General features: G+C 60.2%; 15 protein-coding genes and 4 pseudogenes. All 19 read left to right on the top strand.

All coding sequences use genetic code 11. The features are described 5' to 3' along the window. Nucleotides 1-12 precede the first annotated feature (12 nt). Entirely contained in the window at nt 13-1,296 is a 1,284-nt protein-coding gene (gene flgJ, locus AC1DH9_RS08440) for a flagellar assembly peptidoglycan hydrolase FlgJ (protein ID WP_442114728.1), read from the top strand. Nucleotides 1,297-1,319: 23 nt separating this feature from the next. Further along, nucleotides 1,320-3,383, top strand: a complete 2,064-nt coding sequence (gene flgK, locus AC1DH9_RS08435; RefSeq protein ID WP_427539131.1) for a flagellar hook-associated protein FlgK — start codon at nt 1,320-1,322, stop codon at nt 3,381-3,383. 13 nt (nt 3,384-3,396) lie between these two features. Beyond that, nucleotides 3,397-4,935, top strand: coding sequence for a flagellar hook-associated protein 3 (locus AC1DH9_RS08430; protein WP_477808041.1), 1,539 nt, complete (start codon nt 3,397-3,399; stop codon nt 4,933-4,935). A gap of 83 nt (nt 4,936-5,018) precedes the next feature. Continuing rightward, a pseudogene (locus tag AC1DH9_RS08425) lies at nt 5,019-8,188 on the top strand (glycosyltransferase). 743 nt (nt 8,189-8,931) lie between these two features. Next, on the top strand, nt 8,932-9,705 hold the full coding sequence (rfbF, locus tag AC1DH9_RS08420) for a glucose-1-phosphate cytidylyltransferase (RefSeq protein WP_477808040.1): 774 nt from the start codon (nt 8,932-8,934) through the stop codon (nt 9,703-9,705). Beyond that, nucleotides 9,687-10,769 (top strand): CDP-glucose 4,6-dehydratase, encoded by a 1,083-nt coding sequence (gene rfbG, locus AC1DH9_RS08415; RefSeq protein WP_477808039.1) that lies wholly within the window; start codon nt 9,687-9,689, stop codon nt 10,767-10,769. The genes rfbF and rfbG overlap by 19 nt, the downstream gene beginning before the upstream one ends. Further along, nucleotides 10,766-11,323, top strand: a pseudogene (locus AC1DH9_RS08410) (dTDP-4-dehydrorhamnose 3,5-epimerase family protein); the annotation flags it as partial. The gene rfbG and the pseudogene AC1DH9_RS08410, both read left to right, overlap by 4 nt. Nucleotides 11,324-11,327: 4 nt before the next feature. Further along, nucleotides 11,328-12,191, top strand: a pseudogene (locus AC1DH9_RS08405) (methyltransferase domain-containing protein); the annotation flags it as partial. Continuing rightward, entirely contained in the window at nt 12,188-13,309 is a 1,122-nt protein-coding gene (locus tag AC1DH9_RS08400) for a DegT/DnrJ/EryC1/StrS family aminotransferase (RefSeq protein WP_427539113.1), read from the top strand. The pseudogene AC1DH9_RS08405 and the gene AC1DH9_RS08400, both read left to right, overlap by 4 nt. After that, nucleotides 13,306-13,971: an acetyltransferase gene (locus tag AC1DH9_RS08395; protein WP_427539111.1), complete on the top strand. Its 666-nt coding sequence runs from the start codon at nt 13,306-13,308 to the stop codon at nt 13,969-13,971. The genes AC1DH9_RS08400 and AC1DH9_RS08395 overlap by 4 nt, the downstream gene beginning before the upstream one ends. 25 nt (nt 13,972-13,996) lie before the next feature. Further along, entirely contained in the window at nt 13,997-14,725 is a 729-nt protein-coding gene (locus AC1DH9_RS08390; RefSeq protein WP_103315594.1) for a cephalosporin hydroxylase family protein, read from the top strand. 55 nt (nt 14,726-14,780) lie between these two features. Next, nucleotides 14,781-17,711, top strand: a complete 2,931-nt coding sequence (locus tag AC1DH9_RS08385) for a TIGR00180 family glycosyltransferase (protein ID WP_427539108.1) — start codon at nt 14,781-14,783, stop codon at nt 17,709-17,711. 110 nt (nt 17,712-17,821) lie between these two features. Continuing rightward, nucleotides 17,822-18,991, top strand: a complete 1,170-nt coding sequence (gene pseC / locus AC1DH9_RS08380) for a UDP-4-amino-4,6-dideoxy-N-acetyl-beta-L-altrosamine transaminase (protein ID WP_427539216.1) — start codon at nt 17,822-17,824, stop codon at nt 18,989-18,991. A gap of 34 nt (nt 18,992-19,025) precedes the next feature. Next, complete coding sequence (locus AC1DH9_RS08375) at nt 19,026-19,646, top strand: pseudaminic acid biosynthesis-associated methylase (RefSeq protein WP_427539105.1); 621 nt, start codon at nt 19,026-19,028, stop codon at nt 19,644-19,646. Next, the gene (pseF, locus tag AC1DH9_RS08370; RefSeq protein WP_427539102.1) at nt 19,643-20,350 is read left to right on the top strand and encodes a pseudaminic acid cytidylyltransferase; all 708 of its coding nucleotides are present in this window, start codon (nt 19,643-19,645) and stop codon (nt 20,348-20,350) included. Before AC1DH9_RS08375 ends, pseF begins: the two co-directional genes overlap by 4 nt. Further along, nucleotides 20,347-21,843 (top strand): UDP-2,4-diacetamido-2,4,6-trideoxy-beta-L-altropyranose hydrolase, encoded by a 1,497-nt coding sequence (gene pseG, locus AC1DH9_RS08365; RefSeq protein ID WP_427539099.1) that lies wholly within the window; start codon nt 20,347-20,349, stop codon nt 21,841-21,843. Before pseF ends, pseG begins: the two co-directional genes overlap by 4 nt. Before the next feature lies 1 nt (nt 21,844). Beyond that, entirely contained in the window at nt 21,845-22,897 is a 1,053-nt protein-coding gene (gene pseI, locus AC1DH9_RS08360; RefSeq protein WP_427539096.1) for a pseudaminic acid synthase, read from the top strand. Nucleotides 22,898-23,123: 226 nt separating this feature from the next. Continuing rightward, a complete protein-coding gene (locus tag AC1DH9_RS08355; RefSeq protein WP_427539093.1) occupies nt 23,124-24,050 on the top strand; it encodes a ketoacyl-ACP synthase III in 927 nt (308 codons plus the stop codon). 82 nt (nt 24,051-24,132) lie between these two features. Next, nucleotides 24,133-24,409: pseudogene (locus AC1DH9_RS08350) on the top strand (motility associated factor glycosyltransferase family protein); the annotation flags it as partial.

Genomic DNA, 24,409 nt, shown 5'->3' with positions numbered 1-24,409 from the left:
GATATGGCGAACATGGATCTTCACAAGAGCGGGTTGGTCAGCAGCGGCGATTCGGGTTCGTACTCGGACCTGAACCGGCTTAACCAGCTCAAGGTCGGTGACAAGAACAGCGATGCGAACATGCGCAAGGTGGCGCAGGAGTTCGAGTCGCTGTTCCTCAGCGAGATGCTCAAGTCCATGCGCTCGGCCACCGAGACCCTGGGCAAGGACAATCCGCTCAACACGCCTGCAGCCAAGCAGTACCAGGAAATGTACGACCAGCAGCTGGCGGTTTCCATGTCTCGCCAGGGGCATGGTATCGGTCTGGCCGACGTGTTGATGCGCCAGATGTCGAAGAACAAACCGCTGGCGCCGGGTGAGGCGGCGGCGATGTCTGCGGCCAAGCAGGAAGCGGCGAAAGCGGCGGTATCAACGCCGGTGGCTGCCGGTACGGTGGGCACCGAAGGGCCGTTGTCGCGGCTCAATGGTCAGCGGCCGTTGTGGGCGTCGCGTGCGATCAGCCCACCGCAGCAGTCGCTCGATGGACACCGCAATGATGTGGCGATGCTCAATCAGCGTCGTCTGGCGCTGCCGCCGAAACTCGCGGACCGCTTGCTCGCCGGCCTGGTGCCGTCGGCATCGACGGCCGCAACGGCGCTCAACAACATTCAGGCGCCTCAAGGCACGAAGACCGGTTCCGGTCCCCTGTTCAATGGCGATTGGCTGGCCTCGCAAACGGACTCGGGATCGAACGGGCGGATGCAGATTTATGGTCGTGCCATGGCTCAAATTCCGTTGGCACCGGCGAAGAAAGCCTTCAGCTCTGCCGACGAATTCGTCAATACGATGATGCCGATGGCCAAGGAAGCCGCCGACCGCATTGGCGTCGATCCGCGTTATCTGGTGGCCCAGGCGGCCCTGGAAACCGGTTGGGGTAAATCGGTCATGCGCGCCCAGGATGGCAGCAGCAGTCACAACCTGTTCGGCATCAAGGCTGGCAGCAGTTGGAAGGGCGATTCGGCGCGGGCGATCACCAGCGAATTCAGGAATGGCGAGATGGTCAAGGAGACGGCCGAGTTCCGTTCCTACGCCTCTTACAAGGACAGCTTCCATGACCTTGTGACATTGCTGCAAACCAATAATCGCTATCAAGATGTTGTGAAGTCGGCCGATAACCCAGAACAGTTTGTACGCGAGTTGCAAAAGGCCGGGTATGCAACCGACCCGGGCTACGCCAGCAAGATTTCGCAGATTGCCAAGCAGATGAAGAGTTACCAGAACTACGCTGCGGCGGGCTCTTCCACGACGCCTTTATAGGCATAAGGTATAAGGTCTGAATCATGAGTTTGCTCAATATCGGGATGTCGGGGTTGAATGCGGCCTCATCGTCTTTGGCGGTGACCGGCAATAACATTGCCAACGTTGATACGGCCGGCTACTCGCGTCAGCAAACCGTACAGAGCAGCAAGTCCTCTATTCAGTACGGCAATAACGTATTCATCGGCACGGGCACGACCCTGGCGGACGTGCGTCGGGTGTATAGCGCCTACCTCGACACCCAGTTGCAGACCACCACTTCGCTTAATGGTCAGGCTTCGTCCTATCTGGGGCAGGTCACTCCGGTCGACACGATGCTGTCCGACAGCAATACCGGTCTCAGTGGTTCACTGCAGAAGTTCTTCACTTCCCTGCAAGCTGTCGCGACCAAGCCTACCGATGATGCGTCCCGCCAATCGGCGATGACCAATGCCAAGACCCTGAGTGATCGCTTCAACTCGATTTCCAAGCAGTTGACCGACCAGAACACCGGCATCAACTCCAACCTCGCGGACATGGCCTCCCAGGTCAATAAGCTGGCGACCACGATCGCCCAGTACAACCAGCAAATTTCTCAAACGTCGGGTAGCAACACCAGCAACAGCAGTGGGCCGAGTGACCTGCTCGACAAGCGTAACGAGGCGGTCCGTCAGCTTTCCGAACTGGTCGGTGCACAGGTTGTCGAGCGCGGCACCAACTACGATGTCTACATCGGCAGCGGTCAGCCGTTGGTGATGGGCAGCACCACTAACACCCTGGAAACCGTACCGGGCAAGACGGATCCGACTCAGTCGACGCTCCAGTTGAATCGCGGTTCGAGCGTCATTGATATTACGTCGGTACTAACGACCGGGCAGATCGGTGGCTTGCTGAGTTATCGCAGCGACGTACTCAACCCGGCAATCAATCAGTTGGGACGCATCGCGCTGGTCACCGCCGATCAGATGAACCAGCAGCAGGCGCAGGGCATCGATCAGAACGGCGATTTCGGTTCGGCAATCTTCAACAACATCAACAGTGCCACGCTGATCTCGCAGCGCAGCATTGCCCAGGCGGGTAACAGCGCCGGTTCCGGCAACCTCAATGTCACTATCAACGACACGGGCAAGCTGACGACCAGCGATTATCAGGTGACCTTCACCAGCGCCACGAACTACAGCGTCACGCGCTCCGATGGCACCAACATGGGCGCCTTCAGCACCACCACCACACCACCTCCGGTGATCGACGGCTTCAGCATGACGCTCAATGGTGGCGGTGCCATGAGCGCCGGCGATACCTTCAAGGTAACGCCGACCCGTAGCGGCGCCAGTGATATCCAGACGGTGATCACCGATCCGAAGAAGCTCGCCGCGGCTGCGCCTCTGAGCGGTGTCGCCAGTGCGAACAACAAAGGCACCTATACCCAGCCGACGTTGACCAGCACCCTGGATATCTACAATCCAGCGGCCAATGCCGACCTGCAAACCGGGCTCCAGTATTCGACGCCGGTCAAAGTGGTGTTCGATCCTGCCGGTGCCGGGACTCAGGGTTATAAGCTTTACGATGCCAAGGGCGTGAGCATGGGCGCGGGCACCATCGTTCCCGGTCAAAGCAATACCCTGAACCTGCAAGTGAACATGGTCGATAGCACGGGTGCTGCGATCATGGACAACTCGGTCGTGCCTGCGGTACAGAAGACCTTCTCGGTTCAAACAACGGTCAATGGTTCGCCTGCTGCCGGTGAGAGCTTCAGTATTTCGTTGACCGGTGCCAACTCTTCGGACAACCGCAACAGCACCGCTCTGGTCGGTTTGCAGACCAAGCAAACGGTGGATACCGGCTCGGTGAGCAAGGGGCTCAGCCTCTCGGACGCCTACGGCAAACTGGTGTCCAACGTTGGCGCCCAGGCGGCTCAGGCCAAGTCTGACGGCGATGCCGCCACGGTGATTCTGACCGGTGCCAAGAATGCCCGCGATGCCCTGTCGGGTGTCAACCTCGATGAAGAGTCCGGCAACCTGGTGAAATACCAGCAGTACTACACAGCCTCATCGCAGATCATCAAGGCTGCGCAGGAAACTTTCAGCACGCTGATCAACAGTCTTTAAGGAGTCGTAATTCATGCGCATTTCTACCGCCCAGTATTACGAAACGACCGCTGCCAACTATCAGCGTAATTACAACAATGCAATCAAGACCAGTGCCGAAGCGAGCAGCCTGACCAAGGTCAACACCGCCGCCGATGATCCGATTGGTGCTGCGCGCTTGCTTCAGCTCGGCCAACAGAGCGCGATGCTGGATCAGTACGCCGGCAACATCAGCAACCTCAAGAGTTCATACAGCCAGGCCGAAACAGCGTTGAGCGCCATTGGCACTGCCTTGCAGCGGGCCAAGGAGTTGGCGGTGGGCGCCAACAACGGCACGCAGACCGATGCGGACCGTAAGGCTGCGGCCCAGGAGTTGGGGCAGATTCAGAATCAGGTGCTGGGCCTCATGAACAGTCAGGATGCCGACGGTAACTACCTGTTCGCCGGCTCCAAAACCAGTACGCCTCCGTACACGGCAAATTCCGATGGCACCTACAGCTACAACGGTGACCAGTCCGACGTGAGCCTGGCCATCGGCGACTCCATGTCGGTTGCCAGCAACATCACTGGTTGGGATGCCTTCCAGAAGGCGACCAACACCAGTCGCTCTCTGGCCACCATGACCGCACCTGCGGTGGATGACGGTCGGGTGACGCTGTCCAACGGACAGATCAGCAACAGCGCAACGTTCGATTCCAAGTTCACCGCCGGTCAACCTTACACCGTGAATTTTGTCAGCAGTACCCAACTGCAGATCACTGATGCGCTGGGTAACGATGTCACTGCCGAGGCCAGCCAGAACGGTGTGATCAGCAATAAAGACGCGTCTAACCAGGCGGTCAGTTTCCGCGGTGTGGACCTGAACCTGAACATCAATCTGAAGCCTGGCGATACCGTTCCGGATGCGGTGATTGCCGGCCATAGCTTCCAGTTGTCGGTCAAGCCGGACACCATCAATACGTCGCGCAGCCCAGGCAACCCATCGACGGCGGTTATCTCGGGGGCTACCCAGAGCAACCCGACTGCCTATAACAGCACCTTCCCGACTGGTGGTGCGATTCTCAAGTTCACCAGTGCCACGGCTTACGATCTTTATGCATCGCCGATCACGGCGACCAGCAAGCCGGTATCGTCGGGCACCATGGCCGGTTCTACGGCGACAGCAGCAGGGGTTACGTTTACGTTCGGCGGTACTCCGGCAGCCGGCGATCAGTTTGTTGTCCAGGCTAACAACCACCAGACCCAGAACGTTCTGGACACCCTGGGGCAGTTGCAAGCGGCGTTGAGTACTCCGGCGGATAACAATCCGGTTGCCTTGCAAAAAATGCAGGCAGCCGTCGCGTCGGGCATGGCCAACCTGGACGCTGCTTCGGCGCAGTTGGGGTCGGCAATCACAGCTGTGGGCGTGCGTGGTCAGGCCCTGGATGATCAGACGACCACCAACCAGAGTCTCGTCCTGGCCAACACCACCAGCCAGTCGGCTATCCGCGACTCTGATCCGGCCGAAGTCATGACCCGTCTGACGTTGCAGCAAACCATGTTGCAGGCCGCGCAACTGGCCCCCCGGCCGTAAACCGCCGAATACCAATCGCCTTTTTTCAGCGGTTTCAGGGGCTCACCCGACCGGGTGAGCATCCTCCGCTTGAGAGCCCCACCGTGAATCCAGTCCCGTTAGTCAGCCTCGTCATTCCCGCCTTCAATCCACGCTTCTTCGCTCGGGCGCTGCGCAGCGCTGTGATCCAGCAATACGCCAACCTCGAAATCATTGTGTGCGACGACAGTCGCGGCGATGAGATCAAGCAGGTTGTCGAGTCGCTGGCGGGCGACGCGGCAGAACGTGTGCGGTATGTACGAAACCCGCAGACGCTGGGGTTTGTCGGCAATCTGCTGGCGTGCCTGGGCGAGGCAAGGGGCGAGTACATCAAGTTTCTCTGCGATGACGATCAGCTGTCGCCTGCGTGTATCGAGCGCCAGGCGCAGGTCTTGAGCGAGCAGGCGGACATCAATCTGGTGCTGGCCCAGCGTGTGTTCTGGGATGCGGATGATCACCCGCTGCCCTCGCGCCTGGAGAACAGCACGCTGTCGCCGGTGTGCGGGATATTCAAGGGCGATGACCTGCTGGCGATTTTCGAGAGCTACCCGGTCAACTTCCTCGGTGGCTTCAGCAGTGCGCTGTTCCGCCGCAAGGATGTGCAGGAACTGATGCCGGCCTTGACTCAACCTGGCCATTGCTTTGTCGCGTCGCTTGATCTGGCCTTGTACATCTGCCTGATGCGGCGGGGCAACATGGCGCAACTCAACTACGTGTTGAGTGTCGAGCGGTTGTATCCGGAGCGTTTGATTCGTCAGCAGCCGATGAAAGAGGCGGCGGAGCTGGAGAAGCACTGGCTGGTGCAAATGCTCAAGGTTCGCGGTGGCGAGGGCGCTCCTGCCGGAGGCTGGGTTCGTTACCTGCCACTGAGCCGGGCCGAAGAGGCGCCGCGAGTCTGGGATGAGTTACCCCTGAGTCGGACGCTGGGGAATCGCCAGGCCAGCCAGGAGTATCGGGTGGGAATCGCCAGCGAGAGCTTTTCCCAGCTGTACGCGCAATGGCTGGCCTGTCGCACACTCAGTGATACCCAGCGACGTCTGTTGCCGGAAACCGTGGCCGGTTGGTCGCGACAGCCAAAAATCGTCCCGATCATCATCGATGATCAGGCCGGTCGTGCTGCCCTGGATCTGACCCTTGAAAGCCTGGCCGGTCAGCTATATGCGCCGGAGTTGATTCTGGTGTTGTCCAGCGCGTGTACCGAAGCGCAGCTCGATGAGCGGGTGTTCAATCTGCCGTTGCAGGAGGATCGGTGTGCGCAGCTCAACGCATTGCTGGCGCAACTCGACGGGGTTGACTGGTTCTATCTGCTGCGTGCCGGCGATCGTCTGGTGGAGCCGGCGCTGTTGCTGCTGGCCGAGCGTGTCAGTGCGTCACCGAGCGCATTGTGTGTGTATGGCGACGAAGGCGGATTGCGCGACGGTGAGTCGGCAGACCCGGTCTTCAAGCCGGATTTCAACCTGGACCTGATGCGCAGTTATCCCTATGTCGGGCGATCCCTGGCCTTTCAGCGCGAACGTTTCCTGGCGCTGGGTGGCTTCGATTCACGTTACGGCGAACTGGCGCCTCACGATGTGCTGTGGCGCATGGTCGAGGGCGATGGCGTCGAGGTGGTCGAACATATTGCCGAGGTGATGCTGGAGTCGATGCTCGGTCTCGCGCAGTGGCTGGCACTGCCCGACGTCATTGAGCTCAACCCGCAAGTGTTGGAGGCGCATCTTCAGCGATTGGGCGTTGCCCATGAGATTCGCCAGGGCAGTTTTACCTTGCTCAATCGTGTCGATTACCTGCACGCCGAGCGGCCGCTGGTGTCGATCATCATTGTCTGCAAGGACCAGTTGGCAGTGCTGCAGCGGTGTGTCGAAAGCCTGTTGGAGAAAACTGCCTATAGCGAGTACGAGTTGCTGCTGGTCGACAACGGCAGTGAGTCTGCGCAGACGCTTGAGTGGCTGAGCGCCATGGCCCGGTTGGGCAGTGACCGGTTGCGGGTGCTGACGTATCCGCAGCAGGGGAATGTCGCGGCGACGCGCAACTTTGCGGCGCAGCAGGCTCGCGGTGAATACCTGCTGATGCTCGACCCGTATGTGGTGGTCACCCGTGCGGACTGGCTGGGTGAGTTGCTCAATCATGCGCAGCGTCCAGAAGTCGGTGTCGTCGGGGCCAAGCTGTTCAATCCTGACGGTTGCGTGCTGCATGCCGGCCTGATTCTCGGGCTGCAAGGGCCGGCCGCTTCACCGTTTTTCGCCGACTCGCTTAACGCGGCGGGCTACATGCACCGCTTGCAGGTGGTCACTATCGGGCGATCCAGCCGCTGGTCGAACTGGAGAAGGCGGGTCGGGCGACCGGGCGGAWCTACTACGACCTGCCGTCGATCATCGAGATCGAGCGTGAGGCGCCGGACGTCATCATCCTGCAAGGGCGCTACAGTGAAGGGCCGGTCAACGAGATCGCCGCCTTCAAGCCCTACACCAACGCCCGACTGATTTACGAACTTGATGACTATGTCATCAAGGCGCCGAAGAAGAACGCGCATATTCGTAATATGCCGGACCACGTCGAGATGGAGCGTCTGGTCCGTCGCGGCATTGGCCTGTGCGATCGGGTGGTGGTGTCGACCCAGCCACTGGCCGATGCGTTGTCGTCGATGCATCACGACATTCGGGTCGTGCCGAACATGCTCGCCACTCATCTTTGGGATGGCCTGCGCAGCCAGCGCCGCACCTCGAAAAAGCCACGGGTAGGCTGGGGGGGCGGTACCAGCCACTCGGGCGACCTGGCGATCATCGCCGACGTCGTTCGCGAGCTGGCCAACGAGGTGGATTGGGTGTTCTTCGGCATGTGCCCTGAAGAGTTGCTGCCTTACATGCATGAGTTCCATGGCGTGATCGACCTCAGTGTCTACCCGGCGAAGCTGGCCAGCCTGAACCTCGACCTGGCGCTGGCGCCGCTGGAGTTTCATATCTTCAACGACTGCAAGAGCAATCTGCGCCTGTTGGAGTACGGTGCTTGCGGCTACCCGGTGGTGTGTACCGATACCGAGGCCTATCGGGGTTATCTGCCGTGCACTCGGGTTGTCAGCAACAGCACCGATGAGTGGTTGCAAGCCATCCGCATGCACCTGGCGGACCCGGATGCCAGCTACCGCATGGGCGATGAACTGCGCGAAGCGGTGCTGCGCGACTACATGCTGCGCGGGGATAACGTGCGGTACTGGGAAAACGGCTGGTTGGCCGACTGATACCGCCAGCCTTCGGAGCTGCCGAAGGCTGCGATCTATTGACCTTGGCGGCCTGATAGCCGACCCATCTCTCGCAGATGTACACAGTCCAACTGTGGGAGCGAGCCTGCTCGCGAAGGCGGCCTGAAAGCCGACCAGTCTCTTGCAGGTGTACATATCCATTCCTGCGGTAACGGCCACTTACGGTTTCGCCCTGACGGCGAGTCCCTTTTTCAAACGCCAAAAAGGAACCAAAAGGCTTCGCCCCAAGCGTACGGCACCTCACCTAGGCTCGGCGTACCCTTGCTCCGGCACTCATCAGGGGGCATCGCCTACGGTCTGCTTCGCGACGACCTCCTCTCGATGTGTTCGACTGCGTCGAACGGCGCTGCGCGCCTTCCCCCTGATGAACGCCTCCACTCGGCCTGCCGAAGGGGCGGGTGGATCAAGATCAAGAGCTGCAGGCGAGCTAACGCTCGGCCTGTTGAGTGGTGAAGGCGAGCCACTTCATTGCGGGTGGGTGATGTCCGTAGCTGATGCAGGCGGCGATCTTTTCAAGGCGCAATCAAAAGATCGCCGCCTGCGACAGTTCCCGTGTCAGCGCTAGCTGGCGCGTTTCCTGCAAGTCCCCCTCAAAATCGCCATAAATCGAGCATGTGCGGTGCAGCCAGAGAGTGATGGGTGCAGCCTCATACGATTTATCCAGATGGTCGCAAAGCCTTGTAGGGCTTGGGCTGGCCCTGTGACGAACAAGAGGGGACAAGATGAAGGCAGTTATTCTGGCGGGTGGCCTGGGCACGCGGATCAGCGAAGAGTCGCACCTCAAGCCCAAGCCGATGATCGAGATCGGCGGCAAGCCAATTCTCTGGCACATCATGAAGCAGTATTCCGCGCACGGAATTCACGACTTCGTGATTTGCCTCGGCTACAAGGGCTACGCGATCAAGGACTTCTTCGCCAACTACTTCCTGCACACCTCTGACGTCACCTTCGACATGTCGAACAACCGCATGGATGTTCACCAGAACTACAGCGAGCCTTGGCGTGTCACCTTGATCGACACCGGCGAAGAAACCATGACCGGTGGCCGTTTGCGTCGTGCCAGCCGCTATCTGGAAGATCAGGAAGCGTTCTGCTTTACCTATGGCGACGGTGTTTCGGACCTCAATATTGGTGCGCTGGTGGATTTTCACCTGAGCAGCGGCAAGCTGGCGACGGTCACGGCGGTGCAGCCACCCGGACGTTACGGCGCGTTGGAGYGCGACGGTGATCTGGTGCGCGGCTTCACCGAGAAGCCTCGCGGTGATGGCGGCTGGATCAACGGCGGCTTCTTTGTCTTGTCGCCCAAAGTGCTGTCGCTGATCAAAGCCGACGAGACAGTTTGGGAATCCGAACCGCTGATGACGTTGGCGGCCGAGGGACAACTGAACGCGTTCCAGCACGACGGTTTCTGGCACCCGATGGACACCCTGCGTGACAAGAATCATCTGGAGCACCTGTGGCAGAGCGGGGAGGCCCCATGGAAGCAGTGGGACTGAGTTCGCAATTCTGGCGCGGCAAGCGGGTACTGGTCACCGGTCACACCGGTTTCAAAGGCAGTTGGTTGACGCTGTGGCTGCAAAGCCTGGGGGCTGAGGTCACAGGCTTTGCCCTGGACCCGTCCACCGAACCGAGTCTGTTCGAACTGGCGCACGTTGCTGAAGGCATCAACGATCAGCGTGGTGATTTGCGCGATCTGGCGGCCTTGCTGGAACTGATCGCCGAGGCTCAGCCAGAAATCGTCCTGCATCTGGCGGCGCAGCCGCTGGTGCGCGAAGGCTACCGCGATCCGCTCGGGACATACTCGAGCAACGTCATGGGCACGCTCAATCTGCTGGAAGCGATTCGTCAAATCGGCGGGGTGYGCGCGTGCGTGCTGGTGACCACCGACAAGGTCTACGCCAATCAGGAATGGCYGTGGCCCTATCGTGAAAACGAAGCCCTTGGTGGCCATGATCCTTACAGCAGCAGCAAGGCCTGTTGCGAATTGTTGGCGCAGTCTTACGCAGCCTCGTTTTTCCCGGCCGAACGGCATGCCGAACACGGTCTGGCACTGGCCACGGCGCGTGCCGGAAATGTGCTCGGTGGCGGCGATTTCGCCCCGGAACGTCTGATTCCCGATGTGCTCAAGGCGTGGTCGGCGAATGAGCCGGTGACCCTGCGTTATCCACAAGCCGTTCGCCCTTGGCAGCATGCACTGGAACCGCTGGCCGGTTACCTGCAACTGGCGGCGGGCTTGTATGAGCACGGTCCGCAATTCGCCGGTGCGTGGAACTTCGGACCGAGTGAAGGCGACATGTGCAGCGTCGGTGAAGTGGTCGAGCTGCTCTCCAGACGCTGGCCGCACGCGCGCGGTTTGCGCGTCGAACCGAGCGAGTTGCATGAGGCCGGCCTGTTGCGCCTGGACAGCAGTCGCGCCCGTCAGTTGTTGGCCTGGCAGCCGCGCTGGTCGCTGCAAGACTGTCTGACGCATACCCTGGATTGGCACCTGGCCTGGGAAAACGGCGACGACATGCGTTCCATCACGCTGCACCAGCTGAACCTGTATCGGGGGCTGCTGTGAGCGAATTTCGCATCAGTGCGTTGCCCCTCCAGGGCTTGTTCAGTGTTCAGCACAAACGCCATGAAGATCAGCGCGGGCACTTCGCCCGGCTGTTCTGCGAGGGCAGCCTGAGCACCTTTGGCGAGCCGTTCCATATTCGTCAGATCAACCAGTCCTGCACCCGCGAGCGCGGCAGCGTGCGCGGTTTGCATTATCAGAATGCCCAGGCCCCGGAAGCCAAACTGATCACCTGCCTGCGCGGTGAAGTCTGGGATGTTGCGGTCGACCTGCGACCGGATTCGGCGACCTTCTTGCAGTGGCACGCCGAGCACCTGCGCGCCGGTGATGGTCGCAGCCTGTTGATTCCCGCCGGCTTCGCCCATGGCTTTCAGACCTTGAGCGACGATGCCGAGCTGCTCTATTTGCACAGCGCCGATTACGCCCCGGATCACGAGGGCGGCCTGTCGGTGCTCGATCCGCGTCTGGCGATTGCCTGGCCCGAGCCTGTCAAAAATCTGTCGACCCGGGATGCTGCTCATCCCTGGCTGGATGACCAATTCCCTGGAGTGCGTCTATCGTTGCCTCGGCGTCGAGCCGACCCGCAGCACAGCACAGGCCGCGCGGGAAAAAGGCCTGGACATACGCGAGCTGTTCTTCGGTCGCGACAGCGCCTCGCAGTTGCTGAGCGAAGGCTGGGGCGCGGACCTGATGGCCGCCAACAATGTGCTGGCGCATGTGCCGGACATCAATGATTTCCTCAGCGGTTTCGCGACGCTGCTCAAGCCCACGGGCGTGGCGACGTTCGAGTTTCCGCAGTTGCTGACGCTGATGGCCGGGCAACAGTTCGACACCCTTTACCACGAGCACTATTCCTATCTGTCGCTGACTGCCGTGCAGCGTTTGTGCGAGCGCAATGGCCTGGAAGTTTTCGATGTCAGCGAGTTGCCGACCCATGGCGGCTCACTGCGGGTGTTCGTGCAGCGTGCCGAGGGTGTGCGCCGTGAAGTAACGCCTGCCGTGCAACAACAGTTGCAGGTCGAGCAGGCGGCCGGAGTCAAAACCGCTGCTTACTACACGACCCTGGCCCCGGCCGCGGAACAGATCAAACACGCACTGCTGCGTTTCCTCTTGCAGGCCAAGGCCGAGGGCAAACGCGTAGTCGGTTATGGCGCCGCCGCCAAAGGCAATACCTTGCTCAACTATGCCGGGGTCAAGCCAGACCTGCTGGCCTGGGTCGCGGATGCCAGTCCGCACAAGCAAGGCAAGTTCTTGCCGGGCAGTCGCATTCCGGTGGTGTCTCCCAAGCGGATTGAAATCGAGAAACCGGACTATGTCCTGGTGCTGCCATGGAACCTGCTGGACGAGATCACCCAGCAATACGCCGTTGTCCGCAGTTGGGGCGGGCGTTTTGTCGTTGCCATTCCGGAGTTGAGCTTCAGATGAGCCGAATTCACTACACCAAGCCCAGTGTGGGCGAGCTGGAAGCCAAGTACGTGCTGGATGCTGTGCAGCATGGCTGGGGCGAGCGTTGCTACGAATACATTACGCGTTTCGAGAAATCCTTCGCGCAGCACATGGGCGTGCCCTATGCCATCGCGACCTCCAGCTGTACTGGCGCCTTGCACATGGGCATGGCTGCACTGGGAATTGGCCCAGGCGATGAAGTGATTCTGGCCAACACTAACTGGATCGCCTCGGCGGCCCCTATCGATTACCTGGGCGCGACGCCGGTTTTTGTCGACGTGTTGCCGGACAGCTGGTGCCTGGACCCGGAGCAGGTTCGGCAAGCCATTACGCCGCGGACCAAAGCCATCGTGGCGGTGCATTTGTACGGCAACCTGTGCGATCTGGACGCGCTGCTTGCGATCGGTCGCGAGCACGGGATTGCGGTCATCGAAGACGCTGCCGAAGCCATCGGCTCGCAATGGCGTGGTAAAGCTGCGGGGTCGTTGGGGGCCTTCGGCGCCTTCTCCTTTCATGGCACCAAGACCATGACCACCGGGGAAGGCGGGATTTTCGTGACCTCGGACAAGGCGCTGTACGAGCGGGTGCTGACACTCTCCAACCACGGTCGGGTCAGTGGCAGCACGCGTCAATTCTGGCCGGATTTCATCGGCTTCAAATACAAGATGAGCAATCTGCAGGCTGCCATCGGTTGTGCCCAGATCGAACGGGTCGATGAGCTGATTGCCCGCAAGCGCGCGATCTTCGACCGGTATGCCCAGGGACTGCTGGATATCCCGTTGTTGTCCATGAACCCGCAACCGGAGCATTCCAGGAACGGTTACTGGATGCCCACCGTGGTATTCCAGGAAAGCACCGGAATTACCCGTGAACTGTTGATCGAAGCCTTTCAAGCGGCGGATATCGATGCGCGGGTATTTTTCTGGCCATTGTCGGCGCTGCCGATGTTTGCCGATAAGCCGGTGCACACGCCGATGGCTTTCTCGCTATCGGAACGGGCGATCAATCTGCCGAGCTACCACGACATGACCGACGCCGATCAACAGCGGGTGATCGAGGTGATTCGCACGGTCTGCCAGCAAAGGAATGTGCTGTGAAGGTCTACCTGTTGGGCGCGGCAAACCCTGAAGCCGTGCGAATGATTGGCTCCGTCAAACGTGCCAACCCTGCCATGGAGTTTGCCTTTCTCGACAACGATGCAGCCAAGCACGGCACGCTGTTTCATGGCGTGCCGGTGATCGGTGGCGTAGCGCGTGTGGCCGACTTGAAAGGCCCCGACACGCACTTCGTGAACCTGATCACCCGCGACACCAAAACCCGTTACGAGACCACCCGGCAAATCATCGAGGCCGGCGGAACACTGGGCAACTTCCTGCACCCCGGCATCGATCTGAGCATGACGCGCATGGGCACCGGCAACTACCTCCAGGAAGGCGTGATCATTCAGGCCGAAGTGTCCCTGGGCGATAACAGCAGCATCAGCTACGGCAGCCTGGTCGGGCACGAAGGCCGGATCGGGCACAGCGTATTCATGGCGCCCGGCGTAGCCATCGCCGGCTGCGTCGAAGTGGGTGACGGCGCTTTCATCGGCACCAACGCCACCATTCTGCCGCGTTTGCGCATTGGTCGCTGGGCAACGGTCGGCGCCGGCGCCGTGGTCACCCGGAACGTTCCCGACTATGCAGTCGTCGTCGGCAATCCCGCACGAATTATCAAGACTCAGGCTGTCCCTTATCAGGACGGTCGGGTTTTCAACTAACAACACCCCGTATCGGAGCGTTTGCATGAATCCTCATGAGCAGTTTCGCGAAGAAGTAAGCCAGAACATCGAAGGTTTGCAGCAGGACAAAAAACTTCAGTCCGAGTCGCTGGACTGGGTCGGTGTCACGGCCAAGCACAAATACACCTACAACTTCAGCTGGATGGGCCGGCCGATCATTCAGTTTCCCCAGGACATGGTTGCCATGCAGGAAATCATCTGGGACCTGCGCCCGGATGTGATCGTCGAAACGGGCATCGCCCACGGCGGCTCCCTGGTGTTTTACGCCTCGATGCTGGAACTGATCGGCCACGGCGAAGTGCTAGGTGTGGACATCGACATTCGTCAACACAACCGCGAAGCCATTGAAGCCCACCCGATGGCGCGCCGGATCAGCATGATCCAGGGGTCGAGCATCGATCCGGCCATCGTTGAAGAAGTGCGTGCACGGGTGGCTGGCAAGAAAGTGCTGGTGGTTCTGGACTCCAACCACACCCACGAACATGTGCTCGAAGAGTTGCGCCTGTATGCGCCGCTGGTGTCGGTCGGCAGCTACTGCGTGGTGATGGACACCGTGGTCGAGGACATGCCGGAAGATGCCTTCCCGGATCGTCCGTGGGGCAAGGGCGACAACCCGAAAACTGCGGTCTGGGCCTACCTGGAAGAAAACCGCGACTTTGAAATCGATGCGCGGATTCACAGCAAGCTGCTGATCACCGTGGCGCCGGACGGCTATCTGCGTCGGGTTCGTTAAGCAACGACATCATTGTTGAGTTCATCGGGCGATACGCCGGTTGTGGGGAGAAATTATGCAAGGCAAGTGCGGTTCTGAAAGCGGGTTACCATTGAACGAGTTGTTGACGGTGGTACTCATCACCCACAACCGACCGGCCTTTGCGCGCCGGGCGGTGAAGTTCTACAGCACCTTGCCTTGCAGGATTCTGGTGCTGGACTCTTCGACMCAGGCCACCGATGGCATCGACGGCGTGTACCCCTCGGTCGACTATCAGCACCTGCCGCAATACGGTTACTGGGGCATTCGGGCCAAGCTCGACTACGGCGTACAGCAAGTCACCACGCCGTACATGGTGTTTGCCGCCGACGATGACTTCATCGTGCATGACGCCCTCGACGCTTCGGTATCGTTCCTGGAAGAAAATCCGGATTACGGCATGTGCCATGGCTATTGCCTGATGTACCTGACCCTGGCCAACAGCGTGAGCTACTACCGCCGGGACAAGAAGGTCTGTGAAGACTACTCGTCCGAGCGTGCGCAGGACCGGGTCATCGATTTCATGCACCAGTACATCCCGCCGTTCTATGCGGTTCACCGCACCGAGCTGTTGCGTGACTGGTACGCGCTCATGCCAGAGAACACCATCTTCGAATGGCAGGAAATCGGCCATGCGTACTACATGCTGGCCATGGCCAAGGCGCGCATTCTGCCGATCCCGTATGTGGTGCGAGAGGTCAATTACCTTGAGTCGGAGCACAACACCGAGATCTACAGCACCCTGACTCTCGCCGATGCCAAGTCGGTAGCGGATCGTGAAGCGTTCGCCCAATTGCTGGCGACGTTGCCGAGTAGCCGCACCGGTCTTGACGCGGAGCAGGCCAGGCAGTTGGCACTGGACAGCTTCGAGGCGCTGGCCGACAGCCTGCGCAACCGTCGGGCGTTGACTGCCGAGCCGATTTTCGAATCGCGCTGGAACAATGTGCAGAAGGGGCCAGACCGCCAATTCGGGCTTTTGCAATATGTCGAAATGCCTTTCTACAATCAAAAGTTCTTCGACCTGTTGAGCCAGTTCGAATTTCTGCTTCACGCCATGCCGGCCGGCCGCGTTCAGCTTCAGGGGCTCGAAGGTATCTGGACGATGCAGGCTGATATGATGCGGCCCCGCAACAACGACACCCCTGAAAGCGTTATCGAGCGACTGGGGCACGCGTACGGCAGCAACCCGTTCAACCGTCAGGTGGTCAAGCGCCTGGCGCAGCAGTTGGAGCTTCTGGGCGAAGCGGACGACGCGCGGGACATGTTTGCCTGGGCCGAGCGCCTGGACGCGGTGACGACCCAGGGCAACGACGAGGTGTTCGGTGCCATGCGCTCCGGCCGCCTGCTCAAGTGGCTGGCGGCGCGTAGTCCGGACGCTGACGAAGTGGCGGCGACGTCACGTTATCTGACCGCCCACAACGGCGGTCCACAGTTTGGCATTCTGGTGCTGGACCTCGACAACGACGCGGCCAAGCTGCAGATCACCCTCGACAGTTTGCTGGAAGGTCATAACCACGCCTTCAAGATCGTGGTGTTCACCACCGGTGAGCCGCTGGCGGCAACGACGGTGCACAACACGCTGCATTTCGTTCGCGTAACCCCGGCCAACCATGTCGACAAGCTCAATCAGATCGCGCGTCAATCGCCGTGCGACTGGTTGTTGCTGACCGAGGCCGGTGATGAGTTCACCGTCGGCGGTCTGCTGCGCGCCGGTCTGGAATTGCACGCCGCGCCCGACTGCCGAGCGGTTGCAGCGGACGAGATCCAGCGTGACACCTCTGGTGCGCTGATCGATGTGTTCCGCCCAGGTTTCAACCTTGATTTGCTGCAAAGCCTGCCAGCATTGATGGCCCGGCACTGGCTGATCCGCAGGGATGTGCTGTTGGAGGCGGGCGGTTACCAGGCCGACTTCAGCAAGGCGCTGGAGTTCGACCTGCTGCTGCGCATCATCGAGCAGGGCGGCCTGGCCTGGCTGGCTCATCTGGACGAACCGTTGCTGATCGCCCGGGCACCGGTGCTGGAAGAAAATGCCCACGAACGTCAGGCGTTGATCCGTCACCTTGCGACCCGTGGCTACAAGGCGCAAATCAGCTCCGCCGAACCCGGTACCTATCAAATTGATTACCGTCATACCGAGCGTCCGCTGGTGTCGATCATCGTGGCTAGCCAGGACAACCTGGCACAGCTGCAACGTTGCCTGACCGGCATTGTGCAACGAACCCGCTACACCCGTTACGAAGTGCTGATCGCCGATAACGCGAGCCAGTCACCGGACATCCTGCAATGGCTGGACGGCCTCGGGCAGCCGGGCGACAAGGTTCAAGTCCTGCGGGCGCACGAGCGTCTCAGCCTGTCGGCGTTGTACAACGAGGCCAGTCAGAAGGCCCAGGGTGAATACCTGGTGCTACTGGCGGCGGACAGTGAAGTGGTCAACCCGAACTGGCTCGAATCCCTGCTCAACCAGGCCCAGCGACCGGAAGTCGGGGTGGTTGGCGCCAAACTGCTGGATCACGACGGCAAGGTGACTCAGGCCGGGCTGATTCTGGGCATGAACGATGGCGTCGGTTCGGCGTTCGTTGGCGAGTCCAAGGATGCCAAAGGCTATATGAACCGTCTGGTGCTGGAGCAGAACTATTCGGCCGTTTCGGCCGTATGCCTGATGATCCGCAAAGCGCTGTTCGACGAGGTTGGCGGGCTGGACGAACAGGCATTTGCCAACGCCTACGGCGATGTCGACCTGTGCCTCAAGGCTGGTCAGGCCGGCTATCTGGTGGTGTGGACACCGCAAGTGCAGGTTATCCATCCTGGCACCTTGCCCGATGCACCGCAGGCGCTTGCGGCCTTGCGCGAAAAATGGGCCGGGCCGTTCCAGCACGATCTGGCGTACAACAAGAACCTCGCCCTGACCGGCAAGGGTTTCACCCTTGGCAATCCGACCAGCGTGGATTGGGCGCGGTTGCTGGTTTAAGTCTGGCGTAACGGTAGCGGGGCACTACACATGTTCAATGGCAAATTGATTTCCAGCCCGGGCAGCCGTCGGGGATGTCTGGATGGGGTATGGATGATCGGGTTCCGGTCATGCTGACCTATCAGATTCCTTATGGTTGCCAGAGTATCGAACAAGCGGATATCGATGCAGTGGTGCAAGTGCTTCAATCGCCCTGGTTGACCCAGGGCCCAACCATTGCGCGTTTCGAGAGCGCGATGGCCGAGCATTGCCAGGCGGATTTTGCGGTGGCCGTGTGCAATGCCACGGCGGCGTTGCACATTGCCTGCCTGGCGGCAGGGTTAGGGCCGGGGGATCGGTTATGGACCAGTCCGAATACCTTCGTCGCGTCCGCTAACTGTGGGCGCTACTGCGGCGCCGAGGTGGACTTTGTCGACATCGATCCGTTGACCTTGAACCTCGACGCCCGGTTGCTGGCAGCGAAACTTGAAGTTGCCGAGGCCGCTGGGAAGTTGCCCAAGGTTGTCGTGGCGGTGGCCTTTGCCGGTCAAAGCTGTGACATGCGCACCTTGGCCGCGCTGGCTGAGCGTTACGGCTTTATCTTGATTGAAGATGCTTCCCATGCGGTGGGTGCGTCCTATCTCGGGCGGCCGGTGGGCTGTGGCGAGTTTGCGGCAATGACGATTTTCAGCTTTCATCCGGTGAAGATCATCACCACGGCCGAAGGCGGGATGGTTTTGACCAATCGACCGGAGTTGGCCGAGCACCTGCGGCGCCTGCGCAGTCATGGGATCACCGGCGATCCGGCACAGATGGACGTGCCTGATCACGGGTTGTGGTATTACCAGCAACTGGAACTCGGCTTCAATTACCGGATGACCGACCTGCACGCGGCATTGGGGTTGTCACAGATGGCCAGGCTTGACAGCTTCGTCGCCAAGCGACGTCAATTGGCCGCCCGTTATGATCGTTTGCTGGCGGATTTGCCGCTGGTATTGCCGGTCGCCCAGGCTGGCGCGCAATCGGCGTGGCATCTGTACGTGGTGCGTTTGCGGCTTGACGAGATCAGCGTCACGCAACGCGAAGTATTCGATACGCTGAGGGCTGCCGGGATCGGTGTAAACCTGCACTATATCCCCGTGCACCTGCAGCCGTATTACCGCAAGTTGGGCTTTGAAGACGGTGATTTCCCAGAAGCCGAACGTTATTTCAGTGAGGCAGTCAGCTTGCCACTGTTCCCGCTTCTGAGCGATGAGCAGCAGGACTATGTGGTTGAACAACTTCGAAGTGTCGTCGGTTAAACGACGTTCCGTGACCCGATGACGAGTGAGAAACATGCGTGAGTTAAGCGAGCAAGAAGTTTTCTGGCAGGGCGAGTTTGGCGATGAGTATGTGGCTCGCAACCAGGGACAGGCATTGATCGCTGCCAACCTGGCGTTGTTTTCCAAGGCGCTGGCGAGAACCACGCGCCTTGACAGTCTGCTGGAGTTGGGCACCAATACCGGCAACAACCTGCGCGCCTTGCATCAGCTGTTGCCTGGCTGTGCCTTGCAGGGCGTCGAGATCAACGCCAAGGCCTGCGAGCAGGTGCGGGCCCTGGGAATTGCGGAAGTCTGGCAGGGGTCGCTGTTTGACTTTCCTCGCGAGCGGTCTTTCGAGTTGACCTTGAGCAAAGGCGTGTTGATTCATCTGGCGCCGGAGTTATTGCCGGCGGCCTATGCACAGCTCTATGAGCTGAGCCGACGGTATATCCTGATTGCCGAGTATTACAACCCGGTACCGGTAGAGGTGTCGTATCGCGGCAACAGCGGCAAGTTGTTCAAACGCGATTTTGCCGGTGAAATGCTTGATCGCTATGATGACTTGCAACTGCTGGATTACGGGTTTGGTTACCACCGCGACCCGCAATTCCCGGTGGACGACATCACCTGGTTTCTTCTGGAAAAACGCCGTTGAGCAACGTCGCCATCATCCCGGCCCGCGGTGGCAGCAAACGCATACCGCGCAAGAACCTCAAGCTGTTCGACGGCGTGCCGATGATCGTCCGTTCGATTAAAACTGCTCTCGATTCGGGGTTGTTCGCCCAGGTGGTGGTCAGCACTGACGATGATGAAATCGCCGACCTGGCCCGCGCCAGTGGTGCGCAGGTGCCGTTCATGCGTCCGGCAACCCTGGCCGATGATTTCACCGGCACGGCGGCGGTGATTGTCCATGCACTGGAAGAATTGCATCGACAGGGCCGCAACTTTGATTACGCCTGTTGTATTTACGCCACCGCGCCACTGCTGCAAACGCGGTTTTTGCAACAGGGTTTGCAGCAACTGGAACTGCACCCGGACAAGTCGTTCGCGTTCTCGGTGTGCGACTTCGGTTTCCCGGTGCAGCGTGCCCTGACCCTTGACGATCAGGGCGCCTTGAGTGCGCTGTATCCGGAATTCCGTAACACGCGTTCCCAGGATTTGCCGCCGGCCTATCAGGACGCCGGGCAGTTCTATTGGGGGCGCAGCAGTGCCTGGTTGCGCGGCGATGTGTTGTATTCAACCCGGAGCCTGCCGGTGATCCTGCCGCGCTATCTGGTGCAGGACATCGACACCCTCGAAGACTGGAAGCGCGCCGAGTACTTGTACACTGCACTGAAGGCTGGCGGTGAATTGCAATGAGAGTGCTGATCCGCGCCGATGCCTCTCCGACCATTGGCAGCGGCCACATCGCCCGCTGCCTGACCTTGGCCAGAGCCTTGCGCCGGATGCGAGTGCACGTGGCATTCGCCTGTCGCCGGTTGCCGGGGCATCGGCTCGACAGTCTTGCCGCTGAAGGCTTTGAAACTTTCGCGCTGCCGGAGCGCTATCCCGACGAAGACCCGCAGCAAGCCATCGAGAGCATGCTGCCGTGGCAGGCGGACATTGCCGCGCTGGGGCAAGCTCTGGAGCAGCAGGCGGCGTTCGACTGGATCATTGCCGACCATTACGGCCTCGATCACCACTGGCAGACCGCCGCCCGTCGCTGGGCACCACGGATCGGTGCAGTGGATGATCTGGCGACGCGCACCTACAGTGTCGATCTGCTGCTCAACCAGAATCTTTCCGGCACGCCAGAGGCCTATGCCTCGCTGCTTGCCCCCGGATGCCAGACGTTGCTGGGTCCGCGCTTCGCAATGTTGCGCGATGAATTCTGCTGCCCGGCGATTGAAATCAAGCCCCGGGCCAAACGCGTATTGGTGAACTTCGGAGGCTTCGATGCGGCGAAGCAGACTCACCATGCAATGCTCGCGTTGAGCGATTTCCCTGAGCTGGAAGTCGATTTCGTCGCCGGTGCCGACAACCCGGCGTGGGAGCAGATGCAGGCGCTGGCGGCCAGTCGCCCGAACTGGCGTCTACAGCGTTTTGTCAGCGACTTTTACCGGCTGATGACCGAAGCCGACCTGTTTATCGGTGCCGGTGGTGGCACCAGTTGGGAACGGGCGGCCATGGGGCTACCGACGATTTGTATTGCGGTGTCGAATAATCAACAGGCCAATGGCGAGGTCATGGCGACTTCGGGCGCCCATGTGTTCCTGGGTACGCGAGAGCAGGTCAGTGTCGAGCAGCTGCGCCAGGCCATCGGTTTTGTCGCAGGCAATCGGGGCCTGCGTCAGAGTCTGGCCGAACACTCACGGCGATTGGTCGATGGCCGAGGTGCACAGCGGGTCGCGGCAGCGCTGGTCGGTGCGGTGCTGCCGGTGCGCAAGGCGACGCAAAATGATGCGCGCCTGTTGTTTGACGGACGTAATGCCGAGGCGGTACGGCGCTGGTCGCTGGACAACCGCAGCATCGACTGGCAAGCACACCAGGCCTGGCTGGCGGCGAGTTTGAGCAATGAGCAGCGCTTGCTGTTGATTGCCGAGGCCGGTGATGGCCCGGTTGGCGTGTTGCGCTATGACCTTGAAGGGGGGAGCGCCGAAGTCTCGATTTATTTGTTCGAAGGCCGCTTCGGTCTGGGCTGGGGCAGGGCGCTGCTGGCCCGCGGCGAAGCCTTCGTGACGGCCCATTGGCCGCAAGTAGGCGCCATCACCGCACAGGTGTTGCCTGCCAACCGGCCGTCGCTGAGCCTGTTTCGCGAAGCAGGATTTACCCAGAGCGCTTGCGTGTTCACGCGCGTATTGAAGGAACACTGACATGACTAGCTTCAAGATTGGCGACCGCATGATCGGTGCCGATGCGCCGCCATTCATCATCGCCGAGATGAGCGGCAACCATAATCAGTCGCTGGAAGTCGCATTGCAGATCGTCGAAGCGGCGGCCAAGGCCGGTGCGCATGCCTTGAAATTGCAAACCTACACCGCCGATACCATGACCCTGGACCTGGATGAAGGTGAGTTTTTCATCAAGGACCCCAACAGCCTGTGGGCCGGCACTTCGCTGTATGCGCTGTATGAGAAGGCGCAAACGCCGTGGGAATGGCATGCACCGATCTTTGCCCGAGCCAAAGAGTTGGGCATGTTGGCATTTTCGACGCCGTTCGATGACACCGCCGTGGACTTTCTCGAAAGTCTCGACGTGCCAGCCTACAAGATCGCCAGTTTCGAGAACACCGATCTGCCCCTGATACGTCGGGTCGCCGCCACTGGCAAGCCGCTGATTATTTCTACCGGCATGGCCAGCATCGCCGAGCTGGATGAAACGGTGCGTGCGGCACGTGCGGCCGGCTGCAAGGACCTGGTGTTGCTCAAATGCACCAGCACCTACCCGGCCACGCCTGCCAACAGCAATGTGCGAACCATCCCGCACCTGCGCGAGCTGTTCGGTTGCGAAGTGGGGCTGTCCGATCATTCTATGGGCGTCGGTGTCTCGGTGGCGGCCGTGGCCCTTGGGGCGACGGTGGTGGAAAAACACTTCACCCTGGACCGGGCTGCCGGAGGCGTCGACGCGAGTTTCTCGCTGGAACCGGCCGAACTGGCCAGCCTGGTGGTCGAGACCGAGCGCGCCTGGCAGGCCATGGGCCAGGTGCATTATGGCGTCACGGAGGCCGAGCAGAAGTCGCTGGTGTATCGTCGTTCGCTGTACGTTGCCCAGGACATGGCCGCCGGTGAAGTGTTCACGTCAGAGAATCTGCGAGCCATTCGCCCGGGGCTGGGGCTGGCCCCCAAACACGCTGAAAGCATTATCGGACGACGTGCACGCGGGCCTTTAAAGCGCGGCACAGCGCTGACCTGGTCGCTGATCGAATGAGCGCTTGTGTGGCTGATTGCGGAAAATAGCGTGACCTGCGAGTCATAACGGGCATCTTCACTGTATTGTATTGATCGGAAAGATGGCGCCTGGCCGGTAACCGGCTCAGTGATAGCCCTTTAGGCTTTCCGTGGTTGCCCGTTGCGGGCAACGCAAAATCTATGTGTCGGCGCCCCTCGATTCGTGCGAACGGGGGTATTCAGCTGTTTATTATTGGGAAGCCGTAATGATTGGCATAAAGAGCATTGCGAGCTACGTACCTGTAGCCGGCGTGGACAATTACGCACAAGGTGCAAAATTCGAAAAGGATGAGGAATTCATCCTGGGCAAGATCGGTTCCGCTTTCCTGCCGCGTAAAGACGTCGGGCAGGAAACTTCGGACCTGTGTGTCGAAGCGGTCAATACGTTGTTTGCCAACAACCCTGAACTCAAGCGCGAATCGATCGATGTGCTGATCGTCGTCACCCAGAACGGCGACGAAGAAGGTCTGCCGCACACCGCAGCGATCGTTCAGGACAAGCTCGGCCTGCCCACCACCGTTGCCGCTTTCGATATCTCCCTGGGCTGCTCCGGCTACGTGTACGGCATCTACGCGATCAAGGGCTTCATGGAAGCCGCGGGCCTGAAGAACGGCCTGTTGGTGACCGCCGACCCTTACTCGAAGATCGTCGACCCCGAAGACCGCAATACCACCATGCTGTTCGGTGATGCCGCCACCGCGACCTGGATGGGCGAAGATGCTGCGTGGCAGTTGGGCAAGGCCAAGTTCGGCACCGACGGTTCTGGTGCACCGCACTTGAAAGTCACTGACGGGGTGTTCTTCATGAACGGTCGTCAAGTGTTCAACTTTGCCTTGCTGAAAGTCCCGGCGCATTTGCACGAGTTGCTCGACGAGTCCGGTCTGCACGCCGACGATATCGATGCGTTCTGCATCCACCAGGGCAGTGCGGCGATTGTTGACGCCGTGGCGCGGCGTTTTGAAGGTGATCCGGAGAAATTCATCAAGGACATGGTCGAGACCGGTAATACCGTGTCGTCGAGCATTCCGTTGCTGCTGGAAAAACACGTACTCGACGCCAAATGGAAGCGCGTAGCGCTGAGCGGTTTTGGTGTAGGGCTCTCGTGGGGTTCGGCAATTATTTATCGCCCATGAACTAGAACCTGTGGCATAAAAAATAGCGTTCAAGGTGTAACCTTGAACGCTATTTTTTTGCCTGAATGAATATCGAGGCCGCATGAGCGACAGCGTTGAAGACAATTTCCAGGTAATAGAGCGTCGCTGGCCGGCGCTGCATGTACGGTTGATGACTGAAGACAGCGCGGCGGTTCAGGCTGAGCTGGTGGAGGGATTGGGCTCGACCCTGAGCATTGCCGGCATCCAGCTGACCAGTCGCCATGACCGTACGCGCGAGGCTCGGCTGCAAGCGGCCAGCCTGCCGCCGGCGAGCCCTGTGGTGCATGTCTACGGCACGGGGCTGGGTGACTTGCCATGTGTATTGCTTGAAAGTACCG

It is taken from the genome of Pseudomonas sp. 05T35 (assembly GCF_056396605.1).
The sequence above is the reverse complement of the archived record's forward strand: the minus strand, read 5'-3'. Positions and strand labels throughout refer to the sequence as shown.

Bases quoted from the DNA above. Each gene is read 5' to 3' on its own strand.
- flgJ (WP_442114728.1), top strand. From the start codon at position 13: ATGGATCTTCACAAGAGCGGGTTGGTCAGCAGCGGCGATTCGGGTTCG.
- flgK (WP_427539131.1), top strand. From the start codon at position 1,320: ATGAGTTTGCTCAATATCGGGATGTCGGGGTTGAATGCGGCCTCATCG.
- AC1DH9_RS08430 (WP_477808041.1), top strand. From the start codon at position 3,397: ATGCGCATTTCTACCGCCCAGTATTACGAAACGACCGCTGCCAACTAT.
- AC1DH9_RS08400 (WP_427539113.1), top strand. From the start codon at position 12,188: ATGAGCCGAATTCACTACACCAAGCCCAGTGTGGGCGAGCTGGAAGCC.
- AC1DH9_RS08390 (WP_103315594.1), top strand. From the start codon at position 13,997: ATGAATCCTCATGAGCAGTTTCGCGAAGAAGTAAGCCAGAACATCGAA.
- pseC (WP_427539216.1), top strand. From the start codon at position 17,822: ATGCTGACCTATCAGATTCCTTATGGTTGCCAGAGTATCGAACAAGCG.
- AC1DH9_RS08375 (WP_427539105.1), top strand. From the start codon at position 19,026: ATGCGTGAGTTAAGCGAGCAAGAAGTTTTCTGGCAGGGCGAGTTTGGC.
- pseG (WP_427539099.1), top strand. From the start codon at position 20,347: ATGAGAGTGCTGATCCGCGCCGATGCCTCTCCGACCATTGGCAGCGGC.
- pseI (WP_427539096.1), top strand. From the start codon at position 21,845: ATGACTAGCTTCAAGATTGGCGACCGCATGATCGGTGCCGATGCGCCG.
- AC1DH9_RS08355 (WP_427539093.1), top strand. From the start codon at position 23,124: ATGATTGGCATAAAGAGCATTGCGAGCTACGTACCTGTAGCCGGCGTG.